Here is a 23,738-nt window from a genome sequence, read left to right as displayed (position 1 = left end):
GTACCCCTTACTTAGCAGCTTTTTTACGAGGCGCTGGTGCTTGTGGTTTCAGTTCTTCTTGGCGACCACCAATTACTTCGCCTTTGAAGATCCAAACCTTTACACCGATCACACCGTAAGTGGTGTGAGCTTCGTAGTTGGCATAGTCGATGTCGGCACGCAGGGTGTGCAGTGGCACACGACCTTCGCGATACCATTCAGTACGTGCGATTTCAGCACCGCCGAGACGACCGCTCACTTGGATTTTGATGCCTTTGGCACCAATGCGCATTGCGTTCTGTACAGCGCGCTTCATAGCGCGACGGAACATTACGCGACGCTCCAGCTGCTGAGCTACGCTCTGCGCAACCAGCATACCGTCGAGCTCCGGCTTGCGGATCTCTTCGATATTGATGTGCACAGGCACACCCATTTGCTTGGTCAGGTCCTGGCGCAGTTTCTCAACATCTTCACCTTTCTTCCCGATAACGATACCTGGACGAGCGGTGTGGATGGTGATACGTGCAGTTTGGGCCGGACGATGGATATCGATACGGCTTACGGACGCGCTTTTTAGTTTGTCTTGGAGATACTCACGCACCTTCAGATCAGCGAACAAGTAGTCCGCATAAGTCCGACCGTCTGCGTACCAGACGGAGGTGTGCTCCTTGACGATTCCCAGGCGAATGCCAATGGGATGTACTTTCTGACCCATCTCTTCGACTCCGTTACTTGTCAGCAACCTTGACAGTGATATGGCAAGACCGCTTGACGATGCGATCAGCACGGCCTTTGGCACGTGGCATGATGCGCTTCAGCGAACGCCCTTCGTTGACGAAAACGGTGCTGACCTTAAGGTCATCAACGTCTGCGCCTTCGTTATGCTCGGCGTTGGCTACGGCCGACTCCAGCACTTTCTTCATGATCTCGGCGGCTTTCTTACTGCTGAAAGCCAACAGGTTGAGCGCTTCGCCCACCTTCTTCCCGCGGATCTGGTCGGCGACCAAGCGGGCTTTCTGGGCGGAGATTCGAGCGCCCGACAACTTAGCGGCTACTTCCATTTCCTAACCCCTTAACGCTTGGCTTTCTTGTCAGCCACGTGCCCGCGATAAGTGCGGGTACCGGCGAACTCGCCCAGTTTGTGGCCGACCATGTCTTCGTTCACGAGAACTGGGACGTGCTGACGACCGTTGTGTACTGCGATGGTCAGACCGACCATTTGTGGCAGGATCATCGAACGACGCGACCAGGTTTTAACTGGTTTGCGATCGTTCTTTTCCGCCGCCACTTCGATCTTCTTCAGTAGGTGAAGATCGATAAAAGGACCTTTTTTCAGAGAACGTGGCACTGTCGTATCCCTCTATTTACTTGCGACGACGGACGATCATTTTGTCGGTACGCTTATTACCACGAGTCTTCGCGCCCTTAGTCGGGAAGCCCCATGGCGATACCGGATGACGACCACCAGAGGTACGACCTTCACCACCACCATGTGGGTGGTCAACCGGGTTCATGGCAACACCACGAACGGTTGGGCGAACGCCACGCCAGCGTTTGGCACCAGCTTTACCCAGCGAACGCAGGCTGTGCTCGGAGTTCGAGACTTCGCCCAGGGTCGCGCGGCATTCAGCCAGCACTTTACGCATCTCACCAGAACGCAGACGCAGGGTCACGTAGACACCTTCACGAGCGATCAGCTGAGCCGAAGCACCAGCGGAGCGAGCGATCTGAGCGCCTTTACCTGGCTTCAATTCGATGCCGTGTACGGTGCTACCAACTGGAATGTTACGCAGTTGCAAAGCGTTGCCCGGCTTGATCGGTGCCAGAGCACCTGCGATCAGCTGGTCGCCAGCGCTCACGCCCTTAGGCGCGATGATGTAGCGACGCTCGCCATCTGCGTACAGCAGCAGAGCGATGTGAGCAGTACGGTTTGGATCGTATTCGATACGCTCGACAGTGGCAGCGATGCCATCTTTGTCGTTGCGACGGAAGTCGACCAGACGATAATGCTGCTTGTGGCCACCACCGATGTGACGAGTGGTAATACGACCATTGTTGTTACGACCACCAGTCTTCGATTTCTTCTCGAGCAGCGGTGCGTGAGGAGCGCCTTTATGCAGCTCCTGGTTGACCACCTTGACCACAAAACGGCGGCCAGGGGAAGTCGGTTTGCATTTAACGATTGCCATGATGCACCCCTTCCTTACTCAGCACTGCTGCTGAAATCGAGATCTTGGCCTGGCTGAAGGGAGATAACTGCCTTCTTCCAGTCATTACGCTTGCCCAGACCGCGAGCAGTGCGCTTGCTCTTACCCAGAACGTTCAGGGTAGTAACACGCTCTACTTTCACGCTGAACAGGCTTTCGACGGCCTTCTTGATTTCCAGCTTGGTTGCGTCAGTAGCAACCTTGAAAACGAACTGGCCTTTCTTGTCTGCCAGAACCGTAGCCTTCTCGGAAACGTGCGGGCCAAGCAGAACTTTAAATACGCGTTCCTGGTTCATCCCAGCAGCTCCTCGAATTTCTTCACGGCCGACACGGTGATCAACACCTTGTCGTATGCGATCAGACTAACTGGATCGGAACCTTGCACGTCACGTACATCTACGTGCGGCAGGTTGCGAGCAGCCAGGTACAGGTTCTGATCAACAGCGTCCGACACGATCAGAACGTCGGTCAGGCTCATGTTGTTCAGTTTGCCCAGCAGGTCTTTGGTTTTCGGCGTCTCAACGGCGAAATCCTGAACCACGACCAGACGATCAGTACGCACCAGCTCAGCAAGGATGGAACGCATTGCTGCGCGATACATCTTCTTGTTCAGCTTTTGGGAGTGATCCTGAGGACGAGCTGCGAAAGTGGTACCGCCGCCACGCCAGATTGGGCTACGGATAGTACCGGCACGAGCACGGCCAGTACCTTTCTGACGCCATGGGCGCTTACCGCCACCACGAACGTCGGAACGGGTCTTTTGCTGCTTGCTACCTTGACGGCCGCCGGCCATGTAGGCCACGACTGCTTGGTGAACCAGCGTCTCGTTGAATTCGCCGCCAAATGTCAGTTCGGAAACTTCGATCGCTTGAGCGTCATTTACATTTAATTGCATGTCAGCTTCCCCTTAACCGCGAGCCTTGGCTGCTGGACGTACAACCAAGTTGCCGCCAGTAGCGCCAGGAACAGCGCCCTTGACCAACAACAGATTGCGTTCAGCGTCCACGCGCACTACTTCGAGGGACTGCACGGTCACGCGCTCAGCGCCCATATGACCGGACATTTTTTTGCCCTTGAATACACGACCAGGAGTCTGGCACTGGCCGATAGAGCCTGGAACGCGGTGGGATACGGAGTTACCGTGGGTGTTATCTTGCCCGCGGAAATTCCAACGCTTGATCGTACCCTGGAAGCCTTTACCTTTGGACTGACCGGTTACATCAACCAGTTGACCAGCGGCGAAGATTTCAGCGTTGATCAGATCGCCGGCCTGGTACTCGCCTTCTTCAAGGCGGAATTCCATTACGGTACGACCAGCGGCAACGTTCGCCTTGGCGAAGTGGCCAGCCTGAGCTGCTGTTACACGCGAAGCACGACGCTCGCCGACAGTGACTTGCACTGCACGATAGCCATCGGTCTCTTCAGTTTTGAACTGGGTGACGCGATTCGGCTCGATCTCAATGACCGTGACCGGAATGGAGACACCTTCTTCGGTGAAAATACGGGTCATACCGCATTTACGACCGACTACACCAATAGTCATGTTGTAAACCTCATGAGTGTACGGGGCTTTCACCCGCTATGGCCGCCCATTTCAGAGCGTTACACGACTAAGACCGAGTCTTAGCCGAGGCTGATCTGCACTTCCACACCGGCCGCAAGATCAAGCTTCATAAGCGCATCAACGGTTTTATCCGTTGGCTGGACGATGTCCAGAACGCGCTTATGAGTACGGATCTCGTACTGGTCACGCGCGTCTTTGTTGACGTGCGGGGAGACCAGAACGGTGAACCGCTCTTTACGGGTAGGCAGTGGAATTGGACCACGCACTTGAGCACCAGTACGTTTCGCGGTTTCCACGATTTCCTGGGTGGATTGGTCGATCAGGCGATGATCAAAAGCCTTCAACCTGATACGGATTTGCTGATTTTGCATTGGATTTCAGACTCCGGCTGCTATTCCCACCGGGCGCAATACGCCCGTTAAAAGGAGGCGCAATTCTATAGACGCCCCAGATAGGTGTCAACCCAATAAAAAAGCCCCCGCTGAGCGGGGGCTTTCTCAAAGCATCAAAGCTAACTCAAAAAGAGCTTACTCGATGATTTTAGCTACAACACCAGCACCAACGGTACGGCCGCCTTCACGAATTGCGAAGCGCAGACCGTCTTCCATTGCGATGGTTTTGATCAGGGTAACAGTCATTTGAATGTTATCACCTGGCATTACCATTTCAACGCCTTCTGGCAGCTCGCAGTTACCGGTCACGTCAGTAGTACGGAAGTAGAACTGTGGACGGTAGCCTTTGAAGAACGGAGTGTGACGACCGCCTTCTTCCTTGCTCAGAACGTAAACTTCTGCGGTGAACTTGGTGTGCGGCTTAACCGAACCCGGCTTAACCAGAACCTGACCACGCTCAACGTCGTCACGCTTGGTGCCACGCAGCAGAACGCCGCAGTTCTCGCCAGCACGACCTTCGTCGAGCAGCTTGCGGAACATCTCAACACCGGTGCAGGTGGTGGTGGTGGTGTCACGCAGACCAACGATTTCCAGTGCATCTTGAACGCGAACGATACCGCGCTCGATACGACCAGTCACAACAGTACCACGACCGGAGATCGAGAATACGTCTTCGATTGGCATCAGGAATGGCTTGTCGATAGCACGCTCTGGCTCTGGGATGTAGCTGTCCAGAGTCTCTACGAGGCGCTTAACGGCAGTGGTACCCATCTCGTTTTCGTCATTGCCTTCCAGCGCCATACGCGCGGAACCGATGATGATTGGAGTGTCGTCACCTGGGAAGTCGTAAGTGCTCAGCAGATCGCGCACTTCCATCTCAACCAGTTCCAGCAGCTCAGCGTCGTCTACCAGGTCAGCCTTGTTCAGGAAAACCACGATGTACGGAACGCCTACCTGACGGGACAGCAGGATGTGCTCACGGGTTTGTGGCATCGGACCATCAGCGGCCGAGCAAACCAGGATCGCGCCGTCCATCTGGGCAGCACCAGTGATCATGTTCTTCACATAGTCAGCGTGACCTGGGCAGTCAACGTGAGCGTAGTGACGAATGCTCGAGTTGTATTCAACGTGAGCGGTGTTGATGGTGATACCACGAGCTTTTTCTTCTGGTGCGCTGTCGATCTTGTCGAAGTCAACACGAGCCGAACCGAATACTTCGGAGCAGACGCGGGTCAGAGCAGCGGTCAGAGTGGTTTTACCGTGGTCAACGTGACCGATAGTGCCAACGTTGACGTGCGGTAGGGAACGATCAAATTTTTCTTTAGCCACGACAATTAACTCCTTGCCTAAAGGACTGAATCAGCCTTGTTTTTTGGTTACAGTTTCGACGATGTGCGACGGAGCTGTATTGTATTTTTTGAATTCCATAGAGTAGCTTGCGCGACCCTGGGACATGGAACGAACGTCGGTCGCATAACCGAACATCTCGCCCAACGGAACTTCGGCACGAATTACTTTGCCGGAGACCGTGTCTTCCATACCCAAAATCATGCCGCGACGACGGTTAAGGTCGCCCATCACGTCACCCATATAGTCTTCAGGCGTAACAACCTCTACCGCCATGATCGGCTCAAGCAACTCACCACCGCCCTTCTGGGCCAGTTGCTTGGTCGCCATGGAAGCAGCCACCTTAAACGCCATCTCGTTCGAGTCGACGTCGTGGTAAGAACCATCAAACACGGTAGCCTTCAGGCCGATCAGCGGATAGCCGGCAACAACGCCGTTCTTCATCTGCTCTTCGATACCCTTCTGGATAGCCGGGATGTATTCCTTAGGAACCACACCACCCACTACTTCGTTCACGAATTGCAGACCTTCCTGACCTTCGTCAGCAGGAGCAAAACGGATCCAGCAATGGCCGAACTGGCCACGACCGCCGGACTGACGAACGAACTTGCCTTCGATCTCACAGTTCTTCGTGATGCGCTCACGATAGGAAACCTGAGGCTTACCGATGTTGGCTTCGACGTTGAACTCACGGCGCATCCGGTCAACCAGGATGTCCAGGTGCAGCTCGCCCATGCCGGAGATGATCGTTTGACCAGTCTCTTCATCAGTCTTGACGCGGAAAGACGGGTCTTCCTGAGCAAGCTTGCCCAGTGCGATACCCATTTTTTCCTGGTCATCCTTGGTCTTAGGCTCTACGGCAACCGAAATAACCGGCTCCGGGAAGTCCATGCGAACCAGGATGATTGGCTTGTCAGCGTTGCACAAAGTCTCACCAGTGGTGACGTCCTTCATGCCGATCAAGGCCGCGATGTCGCCAGCGCGTACTTCCTTGATTTCTTCACGGGCGTTTGCGTGCATTTGCACCATACGACCCACACGCTCTTTCTTGCCTTTGACCGAGTTGATCACGCCGTCGCCGGAGGCCAACACGCCCGAGTAAACGCGGACGAAGGTCAAGGTACCCACGAATGGGTCGGTAGCGATCTTGAACGCCAGAGCCGAGAACGGCTCGTTGTCGTCCGCATGACGCTCCATTTGCTTTTCCTCGTCATCCGGGTCAGTACCCTTGATGGCAGGAATGTCGGTTGGAGCCGGCAGGTAGTCGATAACGGCGTCGAGAACCAGGGGAACACCCTTGTTCTTGAAGGAAGAACCGCAAACAGCCAGAACGATCTCACCAGCGATAGTACGCTGACGCAGAGCGGCCTTGATTTCCTCGATGGAAAGCTCTTCGCCTTCGAGGTATTTGTTCATCAGCTCTTCGCTGGCTTCGGCCGCAGCCTCAACCATGTTGCTGCGCCACTCTTCAGCCAGTTCCTGCAGTTCAGCAGGGATAGCTTCGCGACGAGGAGTCATACCCTTGTCAGCATCGTTCCAGTAAACCGCTTCCATGGTCATCAGATCGATCTGACCCTGGAAATTGTCTTCGGAACCAATAGCCAACTGGATAGGCACCGGAGTGTGACCCAGACGCTGCTTGATCTGAGCGATCACGCGCAGGAAGTTTGCGCCAGCACGGTCCATCTTGTTCACGTAAACAATACGTGGAACGCCGTACTTGTTGGCTTGACGCCATACGGTTTCGGACTGAGGTTCAACACCCGAAGTACCACAGAACACAACAACCGCGCCGTCGAGTACACGCAGGGAACGCTCAACTTCAATGGTGAAGTCAACGTGGCCCGGGGTATCAATAACGTTGAAGCGGTATTGGTCTTTGTGCTGCTTCGCAGAACCCTGCCAGAAGGCGGTGATAGCAGCAGAAGTAATGGTAATACCACGCTCCTGCTCCTGCACCATCCAGTCCGTGGTCGCGGCGCCGTCATGCACCTCGCCCATTTTGTGGCTTTTGCCAGTGTAAAAAAGGACGCGCTCGGTGGTGGTGGTTTTACCAGCATCCACGTGAGCAACGATACCAATGTTACGGTAGCGATTAATCGGTGTAGTACGAGCCATAAAGCCCTCGCAAAATTAGTGACGCTAAAATTAGAAGCGGTAGTGCGAGAAAGCTTTGTTAGCTTCAGCCATACGGTGCACGTCTTCACGCTTCTTAACTGCAGCACCTTTACCTTCGGCAGCGTCCAACAGTTCGCCAGCCAAACGCAGAGCCATAGACTTCTCGCCGCGCTTACGGGCGAAGTCTACCAACCAGCGCATTGCCAGAGCGTTACGACGGGACGGACGAACTTCAACCGGAACCTGGTAAGTAGCACCGCCTACACGGCGCGACTTTACTTCGACCAGCGGAGCGATGGCGTCGAGAGCTTTCTCGAAGATTTCCAGGGGGTCGCTGTTCTTGCGTTCTTTAACCTTTTCCAGCGCGCCATAAACGATACGCTCGGCAACGGCTTTCTTGCCGCTTTCCATCACGTGGTTCATGAACTTGGCCAGGATTTGGCTTCCGTATTTTGGATCGTCAAGCACTTCGCGCTTGGCTGCTACGCGTCTTCTTGGCATGGATAAGCCCTCAAACGGTCTTCAGGTTCGCTCGGAATCAGCACCCTTACGGGACGCCTCCGACCTTACTCTTATCGACTCAGAAAAATAGATGATTCAGTTTTACAAAAAGCCGCTACTACTTAGGCTTCTTGGTACCGTACTTCGAACGACCCTGGTTACGACCTTTAACGCCGGAAGTATCCAAAGAACCGCGAACGGTGTGGTAACGAACACCTGGCAAGTCTTTTACACGACCGCCGCGGATCAGTACCACGCTGTGCTCTTGCAGGTTGTGGCCTTCACCACCGATGTACGAGGAAACCTCGAAACCGTTGGTCAGACGCACACGGCATACTTTACGCAGTGCCGAGTTAGGTTTTTTCGGCGTAGTGGTGTACACACGGGTGCACACGCCACGACGTTGCGGGCAGTTCTGCAGCGCAGGTACGTCGGATTTCTCGACGATACGCTTACGCGGCTGACGTACCAGCTGGTTGATAGTTGCCATCTACTAGCTCCACTGTTGTCTTGCGACGCTATTGTCTTGCAAGAAAAGCAAAATGACAGGAACGAATCCCCGCCAAATTTAGGGGTACAAGAGTCTAAAGAGGATCTTGTCCCCAGTCAAGGCAAGGCCCCGACCTCCCCACCCATCCAACCTCGACAAAATGTCTTGATTCGATGAACGGAGCGACCAGGGCCTTACTCTCATTTATCGCAGAACTCAGTTACCGCTCAAGTTCAGCGCTTCGGTCAGTGCAGCTTCCACTTCACTGGCGCTCACGCGCAACGGCTTGTCAGCTTCACGGCGGCGCTTACGCTCGCTGTGATAAGCCAAACCGGTACCCGCCGGGATCAGACGACCCACGACTACGTTTTCCTTCAGGCCGCGCAGGTAATCGCGCTTGCCGGTTACCGCCGCTTCGGTCAGTACGCGAGTGGTCTCCTGGAAGGAGGCCGCCGAGATGAACGATTCGGTGGACAACGACGCCTTGGTGATACCCAGCAGAACGCGAGTGAACTTGGAGACAAACTTGTCTTCGCCGCTCAAACGCTCGTTCTCTACCAGAACGTGAGTCAATTCCATCTGGTCGCCCTTGATGAAACTGGAGTCGCCGGATTCAGCGATTTCAACTTTACGCAGCATCTGACGCAGGATGGTCTCGATGTGCTTATCGTTGATCTTCACGCCTTGCAGACGGTAAACGTCCTGGATCTCGTTAACAATGTACTTGGCCAGCGCACTCACACCCAGCAGACGCAGGATGTCGTGTGGATCGCTCGGGCCGTCGGAGATAACTTCGCCGCGGTTTACCTGTTCGCCTTCGAACACGTTCAGGTGACGCCACTTCGGAATCAGCTCTTCGTACGGATCGCTACCGTCGTTCGGGGTAATGACCAGACGGCGCTTGCCCTTGGTCTCTTTACCGAACGCGATGGTGCCGCTGACTTCAGCCAGAATCGAAGCTTCTTTCGGACGACGGGCTTCGAACAAGTCGGCAACACGCGGCAGACCACCGGTGATGTCACGGGTCTTCGAAGTCTCTTGCGGAATACGAGCGATAACGTCACCGATCGCGATTTTCGCACCGTCCGCTACACCGACCAGGGCGTTAGCAGGCAGGAAGTACTGAGCAATTACGTCGGTACCCGGCAGCAAGAGATCCTTGCCGTTGTCATCAACCATCTTCACAGCAGGACGGATATCTTTACCGGCAGCTGGACGGTCTTTGGCGTCGAGTACTTCAATGTTGGTCATACCGGTCAATTCGTCAGTTTGACGCTTGATCGTGATGCCTTCTTCCATGCCCACGTAGGTCACGGTACCTTTCATTTCGGTAACGATTGGGTGAGTGTGCGGATCCCACTTGGCCACGATGGCGCCAGCGTCGACCTTGTCACCCTCTTTAACCGAAATAACGGCACCATACGGCAGCTTGTAACGCTCGCGCTCACGACCGAAGTCATCAGCGATTGCCAGCTCACCGGAACGGGATACCGCCACCAGGTGGCCATCCACTCGCTCAACGTGCTTCAGGTTGTGCAGACGGACGGTACCGCCATTCTTCACCTGAACGCTGTCAGCCGCGGAGGTCCGGCTTGCCGCACCACCGATGTGGAACGTACGCATCGTCAGCTGGGTACCCGGCTCACCGATGGACTGGGCAGCGATAACGCCGACCGCTTCACCGATGTTCACCTGGTGACCACGAGCCAAGTCACGGCCATAGCACTTGGCACAGATGCCGTAGCGTGTTTCGCAGCTGATTGGCGAACGCACGATCACTTCGTCGATGCTGTTCAGCTCGATGAACTCGACCCACTTTTCGTCAACCAGGGTGCCAGCAGGAACGATAACGTCCTCGGTGCCCGGCTTGAATACGTCACGGGCAATAACACGACCCAATACGCGCTCACCCAACGGCTCTACAACGTCACCGCCTTCAATGTGCGGAGTCATCAGCAGACCGTGTTCGGTGCCGCAATCGATCTCGGTTACAACCAGATCTTGTGCAACGTCTACCAGACGACGAGTCAGGTAACCGGAGTTAGCCGTTTTCAACGCGGTATCCGCAAGACCCTTACGAGCACCGTGAGTCGAAATGAAGTACTGGAGTACGCTCAAACCTTCACGGAAGTTCGCAGTAATCGGCGTTTCAATGATGGAACCGTCCGGCTTGGCCATCAGGCCACGCATACCGGCCAGCTGACGAATCTGTGCTGCGGAACCCCGCGCACCCGAGTCAGCCATCATGTACATCGAGTTGAAGGATTCCTGGTCGACTTCGACGCCATGACGGTCGATGACTTTCTCTTTCGAGAGGTTGGCCATCATCGCCTTGGAAACTTCGTCGTTCGCCTTGGACCAGAGGTCGATCACTTTGTTGTACTTCTCGCCCTGGGTTACCAGGCCGGAGGCGTACTGACTTTCGATCTCTTTCACTTCATCGGTGGCAGCATTGATGATGCGGGCTTTCTCATCCGGAATAACGAAGTCGTTAACACCGATGGAGACGCCAGAGATGGTCGAATAGGCAAAACCTGTGTACATCAACTGGTCAGCGAAGATCACGGTCTCTTTCAAACCAACCACGCGGTAGCATTGGTTGATCAGCTTGGAAATCGCCTTTTTCTTCATTGGCAGGTTGACGACGTCGTACGACAGACCTTTTGGCACAACCTGGAACAACAGCGCGCGGCCGACAGTGGTGTCGACGATGCGGGTGTTGCTCACGCTGCCGCCATCACGGTCGTTTACGGTTTCGTTGATCCGCACTTTGACCTTGGCGTGCAGTGCGGCTTCGCCGGCACGGAACACACGGTCAACTTCCTGCAGATCCGCGAACACACGACCCTCGCCCTTGGCGTTGATCGCTTCACGCGTCATGTAGTACAGACCCAGTACAACGTCCTGCGAAGGAACGATGATTGGCTCACCGTTGGCTGGCGACAGAATGTTGTTGGTCGACATCATCAACGCACGCGCTTCCAGCTGGGCTTCCAGTGTCAGCGGTACGTGCACGGCCATTTGGTCGCCGTCGAAGTCGGCGTTGTACGCAGCACAGACCAGAGGGTGCAGCTGAATAGCCTTACCTTCGATCAGTACCGGTTCAAACGCCTGGATACCCAGACGGTGAAGGGTCGGTGCACGGTTGAGCAGAACCGGGTGTTCGCGGATGACTTCTGCGAGAACGTCCCAGACTTCCGGCAGCTCGCGCTCGACCATCTTCTTGGCAGCTTTGATGGTGGTAGCGAGACCACGCATTTCCAGCTTGCCGAAAATGAACGGTTTGAACAGCTCGAGAGCCATTTTCTTCGGCAGACCGCACTGGTGCAGACGCAGGGTCGGACCTACGGTAATTACCGAACGACCGGAGTAGTCAACACGCTTACCGAGCAAGTTCTGACGGAAACGACCCTGTTTACCCTTGATCATATCAGCCAGGGATTTCAGAGGACGCTTGTTGGAACCGGTGATAGCGCGGCCACGACGACCGTTATCGAGCAAGGCGTCGACAGCTTCCTGCAACATACGCTTTTCGTTGCGCACGATGATGTCCGGTGCGGACAGATCGAGCAGACGCTTCAAGCGGTTGTTACGGTTGATCACTCGACGATACAGGTCGTTGAGGTCGGAAGTCGCGAAGCGACCGCCATCCAGCGGGACCAGTGGACGCAGATCCGGCGGCAGAACCGGCAGAACGGTCAGCACCATCCACTCTGGCAGGTTGCCGGAACCCTGGAAGGCTTCCATCAACTTCAGACGCTTGGACAGCTTCTTGATTTTGGTTTCGGAGTTGGTTTGCGGAATCTCTTCGCGCAGACGACCAATCTCGTGCTCCAGGTCGATAGCGTGCAGCAGCTCACGGACAGCTTCGGCACCCATGCGGGCATCGAAATCGTCGCCGAACTCTTCCAGCGCTTCGAAATACTGCTCATCGTTCAGCAGCTGGCCTTTTTCAAGGGTGGTCATGCCTGGATCGATAACGACATAGCTCTCGAAGTAGAGAACGCGCTCGATATCACGCAGGGTCATGTCCATCAGCAGGCCGATACGGGACGGCAGCGATTTCAGGAACCAGATGTGGGCAACCGGAGAAGCCAGCTCGATGTGCGCCATGCGCTCACGACGAACTTTTGCCAGCGCGACTTCAACGCCGCACTTCTCGCAGATTACGCCACGGTGCTTCAAGCGCTTGTACTTACCGCACAGGCACTCGTAATCCTTTACCGGGCCAAAGATCTTGGCGCAGAACAGGCCGTCACGCTCAGGTTTGAACGTACGGTAGTTGATGGTTTCCGGCTTTTTAACTTCACCGAACGACCACGAACGGATCATCTCAGGCGATGCCAATCCGATACGGATGGCGTCGAACTCTTCGACTTGACCCTGGTTTTTCAGCAAATTCAGTAGGTCTTTCAAGGCCTTTCCTCCTGGCGGAGCAGAGAGCGGGCAGTCCTGCCCCGCTCTCGATTCGCGTCACGTGTTATTCGGTTTCCAGATCGATATCGATGCCGAGGGAACGAATTTCCTTGATCAACACGTTGAAGGACTCGGGCATGCCCGGCTCCATACGGTGATCGCCATCCACGATGTTTTTGTACATCTTGGTACGGCCGTTCACATCGTCCGACTTCACTGTGAGCATTTCTTGCAGAGTGTAAGCGGCACCGTATGCTTCCAGTGCCCAGACCTCCATCTCCCCGAAACGCTGACCACCGAACTGCGCCTTACCACCCAGCGGCTGCTGGGTAACCAGGCTGTACGAACCGGTAGAACGCGCGTGCATCTTGTCGTCTACCAAGTGGTTCAGCTTCAGCATGTACATGTAGCCAACGGTAACCGGGCGCTCGAACTTGTTGCCGGTACGGCCGTCAGTCAGCTGCATCTGGCCGCTTTCTGGCAGGTCTGCCAGTTTCAGCATGGCCTTGATCTCGCTTTCCTTGGCGCCGTCGAACACTGGAGTGGCCATAGGAACGCCGCCACGCAGGTTTTGAGCCAGATCCAGGATTTCCTGGTCCGAGAAGTCATCAAGGCTTTCCTGACGACCGCCGATCTCGTTATAGATCTCGTGCAGGAATTTACGCAGCTCGGCAACCTTACGCTGCTCTTCAACCATGCGGTTGATCTTCTCGCCCAGACCTTTGGCCGCGAGGCCCAGGTGAGTTTCAAGGATCTGACCAACGTTCATACGCGAAGGTACGCCCAACGGGTTGAGGACAACGTCGACCGGGGTGCCATTGGCATCGTGCGGCATGTCTTCAACCGGCATGATCACGGAGACCACACCCTTGTTACCGTGACGACCGGCCATCTTGTCGCCCGGCTGGATGCGACGACGGATTGCCAGGTAAACCTTGACGATTTTCAGCACGCCTGGAGCCAGGTCATCGCCTTGCTGCAGCTTGCGCTTCTTGTCTTCGAACTTGTCGTCCAGCAGGCGACGGCGATCAACGATGTAGGCCTGAGCCTTCTCGAGCTGCTCGTTCAGAGCATCTTCAGCCATGCGCAGTTTGAACCACTGGCCATGCTCAAGACCGTCCAGCACTTCGTCAGTAATTTCCTGACCTTTCTTCAGACCGGCGCCGCCTTCGGCTTTGCGGCCGACCAGGGCGGAACGCAGACGTTCGAAAGTAGCGCCTTCAACGATACGGAACTCTTCGTTGAGGTCCTTACGGATCTCGTCGAGCTGGGACTTCTCGATCGACAGGGCACGAGCATCACGCTCAACGCCGTCGCGGGTGAAGACCTGTACGTCGATGACAGTTCCTTTGGTACCGGTAGGTACACGCAGGGAGGTGTCTTTAACGTCGCTGGCTTTTTCACCGAAGATCGCACGCAGCAGCTTCTCTTCCGGAGTCAGTTGGGTCTCGCCTTTCGGAGTGACCTTACCCACCAGGATGTCGCCCGCGCCAACTTCAGCACCTACGTAAACGATACCGGCTTCGTCCAGCTTGTTCAGTGCAGCTTCACCCACGTTCGGGATGTCCGCAGTGATTTCCTCTGGGCCAAGCTTGGTGTCACGTGCCACACAGGTCAGTTCCTGAATGTGGATCGTGGTGAAGCGGTCTTCCTGAACCACACGCTCGGACAGGCAGATGGAGTCTTCGAAATTGAAGCCGTTCCATGCCATGAACGCGATGCGCATGTTTTGACCCAGCGCCAGTTCACCCATGTCGGTGGACGGACCGTCGGCCATGATGTCGCTACGCTGAACCCGATCACCCTTACGCACCAGCGGACGCTGGTTGATGCAGGTGTTCTGGTTGGAGCGCGTGTACTTGGTCAGGTTGTAGATGTCGACACCAGCTTCGCCGGTTTCAACTTCGTCATCGGCAACACGAACCACGATACGGCTGGCGTCGACTGAGTCGATCACGCCGCCACGACGAGCCACGACGCAAACGCCGGAGTCACGGGCTACGTTACGCTCCATGCCAGTACCTACCAGCGGCTTGTCAGCGCGCAGGGTGGGTACAGCTTGACGTTGCATGTTCGAACCCATCAACGCACGGTTGGCGTCGTCGTGCTCGAGGAACGGGATCAGCGACGCTGCAACCGAAACTACCTGCTTCGGCGATACGTCCATCAAGGTGACGTCTTCTGGCGCCTTGACGGTGAACTCGTTCAAGTGACGAACAGCTACCAGCTCGTCGATCAGGACCTTCTTGTCGTTCATCGTGGCCGAAGCCTGAGCGATCACGTGATCAGCTTCTTCGATGGCGGACAGGAACACGATCTCGTCGGTAACCAGCGCGTCTTTCACCACGCGGTACGGGCTTTCGAGGAAGCCGTACTGGTTGGTGCGCGCATAAGCCGCCAAGGAGTTGATCAGACCGATGTTCGGACCTTCCGGCGTTTCGATCGGGCAAACACGACCATAGTGAGTCGGGTGTACGTCACGAACTTCGAAGCCGGCACGTTCACGAGTCAAACCGCCAGGGCCGAGTGCAGAGACGCGACGCTTGTGGGTGATCTCGGACAGCGGGTTGTTCTGGTCCATGAACTGGGACAGCTGGCTGGAACCGAAGAACTCTTTCACCGCCGCAGCCACTGGCTTGGCGTTGATCAGGTCTTGCGGCATCAGGCCTTCGCTTTCAGCCATCGACAGACGCTCTTTGACCGCACGCTCAACACGCACAAGGCCAACGCGGAACTGGTTCTCAGCCATTTCGCCAACGCAGCGAACACGACGGTTACCCAGGTGGTCGATGTCATCGACAATGCCTTTACCGTTACGGATGTCGACCAGGGTCTTCAGTACCGCGACGATGTCTTCCTTGCACAGCACACCCGAACCTTCGATCTCGGTACGACCGATACGGCGGTTGAACTTCATCCGGCCGACCGCAGACAGGTCATAGCGCTCAGGGCTGAAGAACAGGTTGTTGAACAGGGTTTCGGCAGCGTCTTTGGTTGGCGGCTCGCCTGGACGCATCATGCGATAGATCTCGACCAGCGCTTCCAATTGGTTGCTGGTGGAGTCGATCTTCAGCGTGTCAGAGACGAACGGACCACAGTCGATATCGTTGGTGTACAGAGTTTCAATGCGAACGACGCCGGCCTTGGCGATTTTCGCCAGGATCTCGGTGTTCAGCTCGGTGTTGCACTCTGCCAGGATTTCGCCGGTTGCCGGATGCACGATGACCTTGGCGGTAGTGCGACCCAGGACGTAGTCCAGAGGCACGTCCAGCTCTTTGATACCGGCTTTTTCCAGCTGGTTGATGTGGCGAGCCGTGATACGACGACCCTGCTCGACAATCACCTTGCCTTTGTCATCCTGGATATCCAGGACTGCGATTTCACCGCGCAGGCGCTGAGGCACCAGCTCCAGGCTCAGGGTCTCGCCCTTCACGTGGAATACGTTGGTGGAATAGAACGCGTCCAGCACTTCTTCAGTGGTATAGCCGAGCGCGCGCAGCAGTACCGAGGCAGGCAGCTTGCGACGACGGTCAATACGCACGAATACGCAGTCTTTCGGGTCGAACTCGAAGTCCAGCCACGAACCGCGGTAAGGAATGATCCGCGCGGAGTACAGCAACTTACCGGAGCTGTGCGTCTTGCCACGGTCGTGGTCGAAGAACACGCCCGGGGAGCGGTGCAACTGGGAAACGATTACTCGCTCGGTACCGTTGATTACGAAGGTACCGTTCTCAGTCATCAGGGGGATTTCACCCATGTAGACTTCTTGCTCTTTGATGTCCTTGATCGCTTTGTTCGACGATTCTTTGTCGAAAATGATCAGGCGCACTTTTACCCGCAAAGGTACGGCGTAAGTTACACCGCGCAATACGCATTCTTTGACATCAAATGCCGGCTCGCCCAGGCGATAACCGACGTACTCCAGCGCAGCATTGCCGGAGTAGCTGATGATCGGGAAAACGGATTTGAAGGCCGCATGCAGGCCCACGTCGCGGAACTGATCTTTAGTCGCTCCCGCTTGCAAGAATTCACGATACGAATCCAGCTGGATGGCCAGGAGGTAAGGCACATCCATGACGTCCGGCAACTTGCTAAAGTCCTTGCGGATACGTTTTTTCTCAGTATATGAGTAAGCCATCAGCGTTCCCCAGCTTGGTCACCTGCTTGTTTGGCCCTCCCGACGGGAGCAGCCAGAAAATCGTGCAAACCCCATGGTTTGCGCCACCGCATCGGGTGGTTACAGCTCGTTATCAGCGCCGACCCAGTCGGCTGCCAATAACGGAAAAAGGCCGGTGGCAAGAGCCACCAGCCATCAGCCTTTCGCTTAACGCTCGGGCTGGAAACGCAAAGTCGATGCTTACTTCAGCTCGACTTTAGCGCCTGCTTCTTCCAGAGCTGCTTTGGCTTTGTCAGCTGCGTCTTTGGCAACGCCTTCCAGAACCATTGCAGGAGCGCCGTCAACTACTGCCTTGGCTTCTTTCAGGCCCAGACCGGTCAGTTCACGTACAGCCTTGATCACGTTAACTTTCTTCTCGCCAGCTTCGGTCAGCATGACGTTGAATTCAGTTTGCTCTTCAACAACAGCGGCAGCAGCAGCTGGACCAGCCGAAGCAGCAGCAGCGGTAACACCGAATTTTTCTTCGAAAGCTTTGATCAGCTCAACAACTTCCATTACGGACATGTTGCCAACTGCTTCAAGGATATCGTTTTGAGAGATAGACATGAATCTAATTCCTGAATTGGGGGACGGCCTACGCGACCATCGAAATAAACAAAAAACGCGAGAAGTTGACGAGCCTTAGGCTGCGGCAGCTTCTTTTTGGTCGCGAACTGCAGCCAGTGTACGAGCCAGCTTGCTGGTAGCGCCTTGAATCACGCTCATCAGCTGGGAAATAGCTTCGTCACGGGTCGGCAGAGTTGCCAGCACGTCGATTTGGTTAGCTGCGAGGAACTTGCCCTCGAACGCAGCTGCCTTGATCTCGAACTTGTCCTGACCTTTAGCGAACTCCTTGAACAAACGGGCAGCAGCGCCAGGATGTTGGGTGGAGAATGCGATCAAGGTCGGGCCAGTGAACACGTCGTTGAGAACACTGTATTCAGTGTCAGCAACAGCGCGCTTGAGCAGGGTGTTACGTACAACGCGTACGTAAACGCCAGCTTCACGGGCCTCTTTACGGAGTCCGGTCATAGCGCCTACTGTCACACCACGGGCATCAGCCACGACAGCGGACAGAGCAGCTTTGGCAGCCTCGTTGACTTCAGCGACGATGGCCTTCTTGTCTTCGAGATTAATTGCCACGGGTTTAACTCCTGCTTGTTACCGTTTCATCTGGCCAGAGCCGGATGTCGTTTTGGTGTCTGATTCGGTAAGGAACCGGGAGCACCATCTGCGTAGGCTTGAGGTTTAAGACTTGCGTCGCCTACGGTCTTGGATAGCCCCCGCCAGGCAGGGACCCCAATTTTTTCAAACTGGTGCAATCGCTTGCACCAATTTTTGTCTTACGCGTCCAGCGAGCTCTGGTCGATAACCAGACCTGGGCCCATGGTGGTGCTCAGGGTAACGCGCTTGACGTAGATGCCTTTCGAGGAAGCTGGCTTGATACGCTTCAGATCAGCGATCAGGGCTTCAACGTTTTCCTTCAGCTTGACGGCATCGAAGCCGATCTTGCCAACGGAAGTGTGGATGATGCCGTTTTTGTCGGTGCGATAACGAACCTGACCAGCCTTGGCGTTTTTAACCGCGGTAGCTACGTCTGGAGTTACGGTGCCGACTTTAGGGTTAGGCATCAGACCACGTGGACCGAGGATCTGACCCAGTTGACCTACAACGCGCATGGCATCAGGGGATGCGATCACAACGTCATAGTTCAGGTCGCCGCCTTTCATTTCGGCAGCCAGATCGTCCATACCTACGCGATCAGCGCCGGCAGCCAGAGCGGCTTCAGCAGCTGGACCCTGGGTGAACACAGCAACGCGAACAGTCTTGCCAGTGCCGTGCGGCAGCACGGTAGCGCTACGAACGACCTGGTCGGATTTACGCGGGTCAACACCCAGATTCACAGCAACGTCGAACGACTCGCTGAACTTGACAGTCGACAGCTCAGCCAGCAGCGCAGCGGCGTCTACAAAGTTGTAGGCCTTGCCTGCTTCGATTTTGCCGGCGATAGCCTTTTGACGCTTGGTCAGCTTAGCCATTACACACCCTCCACGTTAAGGCCCATGCTACGAGCAGAACCGGCGATAGTACGCACGGCTGCTTCCATATCAGCTGCAGTCAGATCCGCGTTTTTGGTTTTCGCGATTTCTTCCAGCTGAGCACGGGTTACAGTGCCAACCTTAACGGTGTTCGGACGAGCGGAACCGCTGGTCAGACCGGCCGCCTTCTTCAGCAGAACCGAAGCAGGGGTGGATTTGGTTTCGAACGTGAAGCTACGGTCGCTGTAGACAGTGATGATCACTGGAGTCGGCAGACCTGGCTCAAGACCCTGGGTACGGGCGTTGAAAGCCTTGCAGAATTCCATGATGTTCACGCCGTGCTGACCCAGAGCAGGACCAACAGGTGGGCTTGGGTTAGCCTGAGCGGCCTTCACTTGCAGCTTGATGTAAGCGGTAATCTTCTTGGCCATGAGGCACTCCAATTACGGGTTCAAACGCCTCGAAAGGCTCCCCGGTTACTTGCGCGTTTATCCCAGTGACGACAAAACCCCACAGCCTTGGGCTGCGGGGTTGGGATGCATGATCAGCTAGACCTTTTCGACCTGACTGAACTCCAACTCTACCGGGGTAGAGCGACCGAAAATGAGCACTGCGACCTGGATCCGGCTCTTTTCGTAGTTAACTTCTTCGACCGTCCCCGTAAAATCGGCAAACGGACCATCATTGACACGCACCGACTCGCCCGGCTCGAACAACGTCTTCGGCTTGGGCTTATCGCTGCCATCAGCGACGCGACGCAGAATCGCTTCTGCCTCTTTATCAGTGATTGGCGCAGGCTTATCGGCAGTACCACCAATGAAACCCATCACCCGAGGCGTATCCTTGACCAAGTGCCAAGTACCCTCGTTCATGTCCATCTGGACCAGCACATAACCCGGGAAGAACTTACGCTCGCTTTTGCGCTTCTGGCCATTACGCATTTCCACCACTTCTTCAGTGGGGACCAGAATTTCGCCAAAGCCATCTTCCATGCCAGCCAGCTTTACGCGCTCTATGAGCGAGCGCATCACATGCTTCTCGTAACCCGAGTAAGCATGCACAACATACCAACGCTTAGCCACGGGACACCCTTAGCCGACAATCAAGGAAACAAGCCAACCGAGCAGGGAATCGAGCCCCCACAACAGCAACGCCATAACCAGAACAACAGCCACAACGATCAACGTGGTCTGCGTGGTTTCTTGGCGAGTTGGCCATACGACTTTACGAATTTCGGTGCGCGCCTCCTTGATCAACACAAAGAAGGACTTGCCCTTAACCGTCTGCAGGCCTACAAAGGCAGCTACAGCAGCGATGACAAGCAATGCAAGCACGCGATACAGGATTGGCGAAGCAGAGTAATACTGATTGCCAACAACGCCAATAACCACCAAAGCGACTACTACAAGCCACTTGAGCAGATCGAAGCGAGAGCCTTGAGCTTCAGCCTTAGGAGTCATCTATGAAGATCCTGTGAAAAGAAAGCCAGACACACCTAGTGAATCTGGCAGGTCAGGAGGGAATCGAACCCCCAACCTACGGTTTTGGAGACCGTCGCTCTGCCAATTGAGCTACTGACCTAAAACAAAATCAGGCCGACCATTATGCCGGCCCGAAAAAGACTTTACAACAAATTACTTGTCCGCAATTGCCATGAGGTAGCCAGCTTCTAACCAGCGACATCAGGAACGACTCACAACTGCGACCCCTAAAACAAAGGCAGATATTTTCATATCTGCCTTGTTATATGGAGCTCTTGAGCGGATTTGAACCGCTGACCTCACCCTTACCAAGGGTGTGCTCTACCAACTGAGCTACAAGAGCGTAACACTGTGCAAAACCTGCAAACTTGGAGCGGGTAGCGGGAATCGAACCCGCATCATCAGCTTGGAAGGCTGAGGTTCTACCACTAAACTATACCCGCGAGGCTTGCAGCTCTCGCTAAAATGGTGGAGGGGGAAGGATTCGAACCTTCGAAGTCGTAGACGTCAGATTTACAGTCTGATCCCTTTGGCCGCTCGGGAACCCCTCCTAAGCGAGCCGGCATTTTATACTACGCCGACCTTCTGTCAAGCATTTTTCTCATTAAAATCCTGAGCTTATCTGCATTGACCTCGCTTCACCTCGCTGACCGCTTTAGGTCTTCGCTGTGGAGCGGGCGCCATTCTATGCAAACTATTCGATGGGTGCAACCCCCCCACAAGGCATTATTTTATGTTTTAACTCATTGAATTCTCTAGAAAGGTTTATCAGCTGCAAGTCATCCAGCCAACGCTTGCTTTCAGGGGCCACCCGAACCCAGTACGCCGGGGGCTCAGCCTGACTTGCAGGCAGCGGTTGATACTTCACGCCCATGCCGGTCAACCTGCGCTCAAGCGCCTGCTCGGCCTCCTGACGTGCAAATCCACCCACATAAAGGCATTCAGTCTCTGCCTGCACTACCTTTCCTTCACCCCTTGTCGTATCTGTCGCCTCGCTCAACAGACGTATGTCCTGCTGGGAGCCGCGATACAGGCTCAAAGGCGTTACGTCTTTGGCACGCAGAGGCGCCTCCTGTTGATGCCAGATGTAATAAAACACATTGAGAACAAGCAGCAGCAGAAACAACCAACGCATAAAGACCTCAGGACAAAGGGCAAGCCATGGCCAAGCCGACAAACACCAGATCCGGAACGACCCTGGCGTCAGGCACAACCTCGGAAATCAACGCCGCATCACCACCGGTAAGAAACACCGCGAAATCCTCCCCCCAGTAGCTACGTGCCAATTCAAGCTGAGTCAGCACAAAGCCACGCAACATCAACAGGCAGCCGCGCTCTACCGCCTCAACCGTCGTCCGACCCGGTACGAGCTCTTCCAATGCACGCTCAGCAGCAAGATCGCCGTAGCGAATTTTCCGGGTGTGAGTGCGGAGTTGATTGCGCATCAAAGGCATTCCAGGGCATATGAATCCGCCAAGATGCTGCCCGTCCGCAGCAACAAAATCAGCGGTAACGGCCGTGCCGAAGTCCAGTACAAGACAGGCCCCTGCAGCCAGGTGGAATCCACCCAGCAACGCGAGCCAGCGATCAAGCCCCAATCGCTCGAATTCCTCATAGCCGTTGCGAACACCCGCCATATCAAGCGCAGGCGCTGCACAAACCACTGTCACATCGAACGCCCCCTTCAGGAGAGAGATCAATTCACTGGTTTCTTCAGAGGTCCTTACACTCACCAGTCGGCAAGACCTCAGTGCAAGCCCCTTGAGCGCTTTTACGCCCTGCAACAACGCACGATCCGAATCGACAACACCCTCTCCCACCACCAGCCGGGCATTTGCATTGAGCACTCGCCACTTGATAAAACTGTTTCCGCAGTCGAGCTCAAGAATCATCACGCAACCTCAGGCTCAACTCACCGCCACTGAAGACTTTTTCCACACCATCCACCTTCAAGCGCAGACCGCCCTGGCTATCGATACCCAGAACCTCACCATCTATCTGGTTAACACCCGCAATCAACGACACCGCACGCCCCTGCCACAGATGATTTTGCTGCCACTCATCCTGCACCGCTGAAAACCCACCATCCCGATGCCGCTCCAGGTATTTCTGCAGTGTCATTTCAAGCTCAGCGACCAAGTAATTGCGATCTATCACTCTACCCGACTCAAGCCGCACGGACGTCCACTGCTGGTCAACCTCATCGGTCATCTGCATATTTACGTTAATCCCCACGCCGATCACCACGTGGCACACATCAGCCGGATCCCCAACCAACTCAAGCAGTATTCCGGCAATTTTCTTCTGGCCGACCAGGACATCGTTGGGCCATTTTAAACCAACGCCCTGAACACCAACCCCGCGCAAGGCCTGCATGACGGCGAGCCCGACAACCAGGCTCAACCCTTCCAGCTGACGCATTCCACCTTCTACCCGCAAAACAACGCTGCAGTAGATGTTTTCAGCGAATGGGCTGACCCATTTACGCCCCCGCCGCCCGCGGCCGGCGGTCTGCCGCTCCGCCAGCACAAGAAAGGGCGCAGCTTGAAGGCGCTCGATAGCACGCAGTGCTTCAGCGTTAGTGGAGTCGATGGAGTCAAAGACCAGGACAGGCCAATCGCAATTAGACGCCAACCGCCCGATTTCCGCAGGATCGAGCAGGGCCAGAGGTGCGGCCAATTGATAGCCACGCCCTCGAACCTTATGAATGGACAAACCTAGCTCAGCCTCTAGTTGCTGAAGCTGTTTCCACACAGCACTGCGACTAACGCCCAGAGCGGCCCCAAGCGCTTGTCCCGAATGGAATCGGCCATCTTTAAGAAGCTTTAACAACGTCAGCATGCAAGTCTCGCCTCACAATGAGGCCCGCATGATAGCCACGCCTCAAGCCGTTGCATAGAAACACGGAGAATCAGTTTTCTGCAGGCAAAAACAAAACCCCAACTGCTTTCGCAATTGGGGTTTCGGAATTTAATCTTGACGATGACCTACTCTCACATGGGGAAACCCCACACTACCATCGGCGATGCATCGTTTCACTTCTGAGTT

23 protein-coding genes and 4 tRNA genes are annotated in these 23,738 nt (G+C 55.3%); all 27 read right to left on the bottom strand.

Annotation, left to right across the window (positions count from 1 at the left end):
- Positions 1–7: 7 nt before the first annotated feature.
- Positions 8–694 carry a 30S ribosomal protein S3 gene (gene rpsC / locus F8N66_RS28140; RefSeq protein ID WP_003176422.1) on the bottom strand — a complete coding sequence of 229 codons (687 nt, stop codon included), beginning with the start codon at positions 692–694 and terminating at the stop codon, positions 8–10.
- Positions 695–707: 13 nt separating this feature from the next.
- Positions 708–1,040, bottom strand: a complete 333-nt coding sequence (gene rplV, locus F8N66_RS28135) for a 50S ribosomal protein L22 (RefSeq protein ID WP_003103908.1) — start codon at positions 1,038–1,040, stop codon at positions 708–710.
- A gap of 11 nt (positions 1,041–1,051) precedes the next feature.
- Positions 1,052–1,327: a 30S ribosomal protein S19 gene (gene rpsS / locus F8N66_RS28130; RefSeq protein WP_002555486.1), complete on the bottom strand. Its 276-nt coding sequence runs from the start codon at positions 1,325–1,327 to the stop codon at positions 1,052–1,054.
- Positions 1,328–1,343: 16 nt separating this feature from the next.
- A complete protein-coding gene (gene rplB / locus F8N66_RS28125) occupies positions 1,344–2,168 on the bottom strand; it encodes a 50S ribosomal protein L2 (RefSeq protein WP_003210080.1) in 825 nt (274 codons plus the stop codon).
- A 14-nt stretch (positions 2,169–2,182) separates the two neighbouring features.
- The gene (gene rplW, locus F8N66_RS28120; protein ID WP_002555488.1) at positions 2,183–2,482 is read right to left on the bottom strand and encodes a 50S ribosomal protein L23; all 300 of its coding nucleotides are present in this window, start codon (positions 2,480–2,482) and stop codon (positions 2,183–2,185) included.
- A complete protein-coding gene (gene rplD, locus F8N66_RS28115) occupies positions 2,479–3,081 on the bottom strand; it encodes a 50S ribosomal protein L4 (protein ID WP_003228735.1) in 603 nt (200 codons plus the stop codon). Before rplD ends, rplW begins: the two co-directional genes overlap by 4 nt.
- Positions 3,082–3,093: 12 nt before the next feature.
- Positions 3,094–3,729 carry a 50S ribosomal protein L3 gene (gene rplC / locus F8N66_RS28110; RefSeq protein ID WP_003186059.1) on the bottom strand — a complete coding sequence of 212 codons (636 nt, stop codon included), beginning with the start codon at positions 3,727–3,729 and terminating at the stop codon, positions 3,094–3,096.
- 80 nt (positions 3,730–3,809) lie between these two features.
- Positions 3,810–4,121 (bottom strand): 30S ribosomal protein S10, encoded by a 312-nt coding sequence (gene rpsJ / locus F8N66_RS28105; RefSeq protein WP_003186070.1) that lies wholly within the window; start codon positions 4,119–4,121, stop codon positions 3,810–3,812.
- A 156-nt stretch (positions 4,122–4,277) separates the two neighbouring features.
- The gene (gene tuf, locus F8N66_RS28100) at positions 4,278–5,471 is read right to left on the bottom strand and encodes an elongation factor Tu (RefSeq protein WP_103403382.1); all 1,194 of its coding nucleotides are present in this window, start codon (positions 5,469–5,471) and stop codon (positions 4,278–4,280) included.
- 30 nt (positions 5,472–5,501) lie between these two features.
- Entirely contained in the window at positions 5,502–7,607 is a 2,106-nt protein-coding gene (fusA, locus tag F8N66_RS28095) for an elongation factor G (protein ID WP_150773221.1), read from the bottom strand.
- A 30-nt stretch (positions 7,608–7,637) separates the two neighbouring features.
- A complete protein-coding gene (rpsG, locus tag F8N66_RS28090) occupies positions 7,638–8,108 on the bottom strand; it encodes a 30S ribosomal protein S7 (RefSeq protein WP_002555493.1) in 471 nt (156 codons plus the stop codon).
- Between the two features lie 118 nt (positions 8,109–8,226).
- Positions 8,227–8,598, bottom strand: a complete 372-nt coding sequence (rpsL, locus tag F8N66_RS28085) for a 30S ribosomal protein S12 (protein ID WP_002555494.1) — start codon at positions 8,596–8,598, stop codon at positions 8,227–8,229.
- Between the two features lie 216 nt (positions 8,599–8,814).
- The gene (gene rpoC / locus F8N66_RS28080; RefSeq protein WP_150773220.1) at positions 8,815–13,014 is read right to left on the bottom strand and encodes a DNA-directed RNA polymerase subunit beta'; all 4,200 of its coding nucleotides are present in this window, start codon (positions 13,012–13,014) and stop codon (positions 8,815–8,817) included.
- A 64-nt stretch (positions 13,015–13,078) separates the two neighbouring features.
- Positions 13,079–17,152 carry a DNA-directed RNA polymerase subunit beta gene (gene rpoB / locus F8N66_RS28075; protein WP_150773219.1) on the bottom strand — a complete coding sequence of 1,358 codons (4,074 nt, stop codon included), beginning with the start codon at positions 17,150–17,152 and terminating at the stop codon, positions 13,079–13,081.
- Between the two features lie 219 nt (positions 17,153–17,371).
- Entirely contained in the window at positions 17,372–17,737 is a 366-nt protein-coding gene (gene rplL, locus F8N66_RS28070; protein WP_077046802.1) for a 50S ribosomal protein L7/L12, read from the bottom strand.
- Between the two features lie 75 nt (positions 17,738–17,812).
- The gene (gene rplJ, locus F8N66_RS28065; RefSeq protein WP_150773218.1) at positions 17,813–18,313 is read right to left on the bottom strand and encodes a 50S ribosomal protein L10; all 501 of its coding nucleotides are present in this window, start codon (positions 18,311–18,313) and stop codon (positions 17,813–17,815) included.
- Positions 18,314–18,513: 200 nt separating this feature from the next.
- Entirely contained in the window at positions 18,514–19,209 is a 696-nt protein-coding gene (rplA, locus tag F8N66_RS28060) for a 50S ribosomal protein L1 (protein ID WP_003186095.1), read from the bottom strand.
- A complete protein-coding gene (gene rplK / locus F8N66_RS28055) occupies positions 19,209–19,640 on the bottom strand; it encodes a 50S ribosomal protein L11 (protein ID WP_007933726.1) in 432 nt (143 codons plus the stop codon). Before rplK ends, rplA begins: the two co-directional genes overlap by 1 nt.
- Before the next feature lie 117 nt (positions 19,641–19,757).
- Entirely contained in the window at positions 19,758–20,291 is a 534-nt protein-coding gene (nusG, locus tag F8N66_RS28050; protein ID WP_007933727.1) for a transcription termination/antitermination protein NusG, read from the bottom strand.
- 9 nt (positions 20,292–20,300) lie between these two features.
- On the bottom strand, positions 20,301–20,669 hold the full coding sequence (gene secE / locus F8N66_RS28045; protein ID WP_150773217.1) for a preprotein translocase subunit SecE: 369 nt from the start codon (positions 20,667–20,669) through the stop codon (positions 20,301–20,303).
- Positions 20,670–20,714: 45 nt separating this feature from the next.
- A tRNA-Trp gene (locus F8N66_RS28040) sits at positions 20,715–20,790 on the bottom strand.
- A 167-nt stretch (positions 20,791–20,957) separates the two neighbouring features.
- Positions 20,958–21,033: transfer RNA gene (locus F8N66_RS28035), tRNA-Thr, on the bottom strand.
- Between the two features lie 26 nt (positions 21,034–21,059).
- Positions 21,060–21,133 (bottom strand) — tRNA-Gly (locus F8N66_RS28030).
- Positions 21,134–21,156: 23 nt separating this feature from the next.
- Positions 21,157–21,241: transfer RNA gene (locus F8N66_RS28025), tRNA-Tyr, on the bottom strand.
- Positions 21,242–21,384: 143 nt separating this feature from the next.
- The gene (locus F8N66_RS28020; protein ID WP_150773216.1) at positions 21,385–21,825 is read right to left on the bottom strand and encodes a hypothetical protein; all 441 of its coding nucleotides are present in this window, start codon (positions 21,823–21,825) and stop codon (positions 21,385–21,387) included.
- A gap of 7 nt (positions 21,826–21,832) precedes the next feature.
- The gene (locus F8N66_RS28015; protein WP_150773215.1) at positions 21,833–22,582 is read right to left on the bottom strand and encodes a pantothenate kinase; all 750 of its coding nucleotides are present in this window, start codon (positions 22,580–22,582) and stop codon (positions 21,833–21,835) included.
- Positions 22,572–23,531 (bottom strand): bifunctional biotin--[acetyl-CoA-carboxylase] ligase/biotin operon repressor BirA, encoded by a 960-nt coding sequence (gene birA, locus F8N66_RS28010; RefSeq protein WP_150773214.1) that lies wholly within the window; start codon positions 23,529–23,531, stop codon positions 22,572–22,574. Before birA ends, F8N66_RS28015 begins: the two co-directional genes overlap by 11 nt.
- Positions 23,532–23,738: the final 207 nt, after the last annotated feature.

Source organism: Pseudomonas fluorescens (genome assembly GCF_902498195.1).
Lineage (GTDB): Bacteria > Pseudomonadota > Gammaproteobacteria > Pseudomonadales > Pseudomonadaceae > Aquipseudomonas > Aquipseudomonas fluorescens_BU.
Note: the sequence above shows the minus strand (reverse complement) of the source record. Positions and strands in the feature narration are given on the sequence as shown.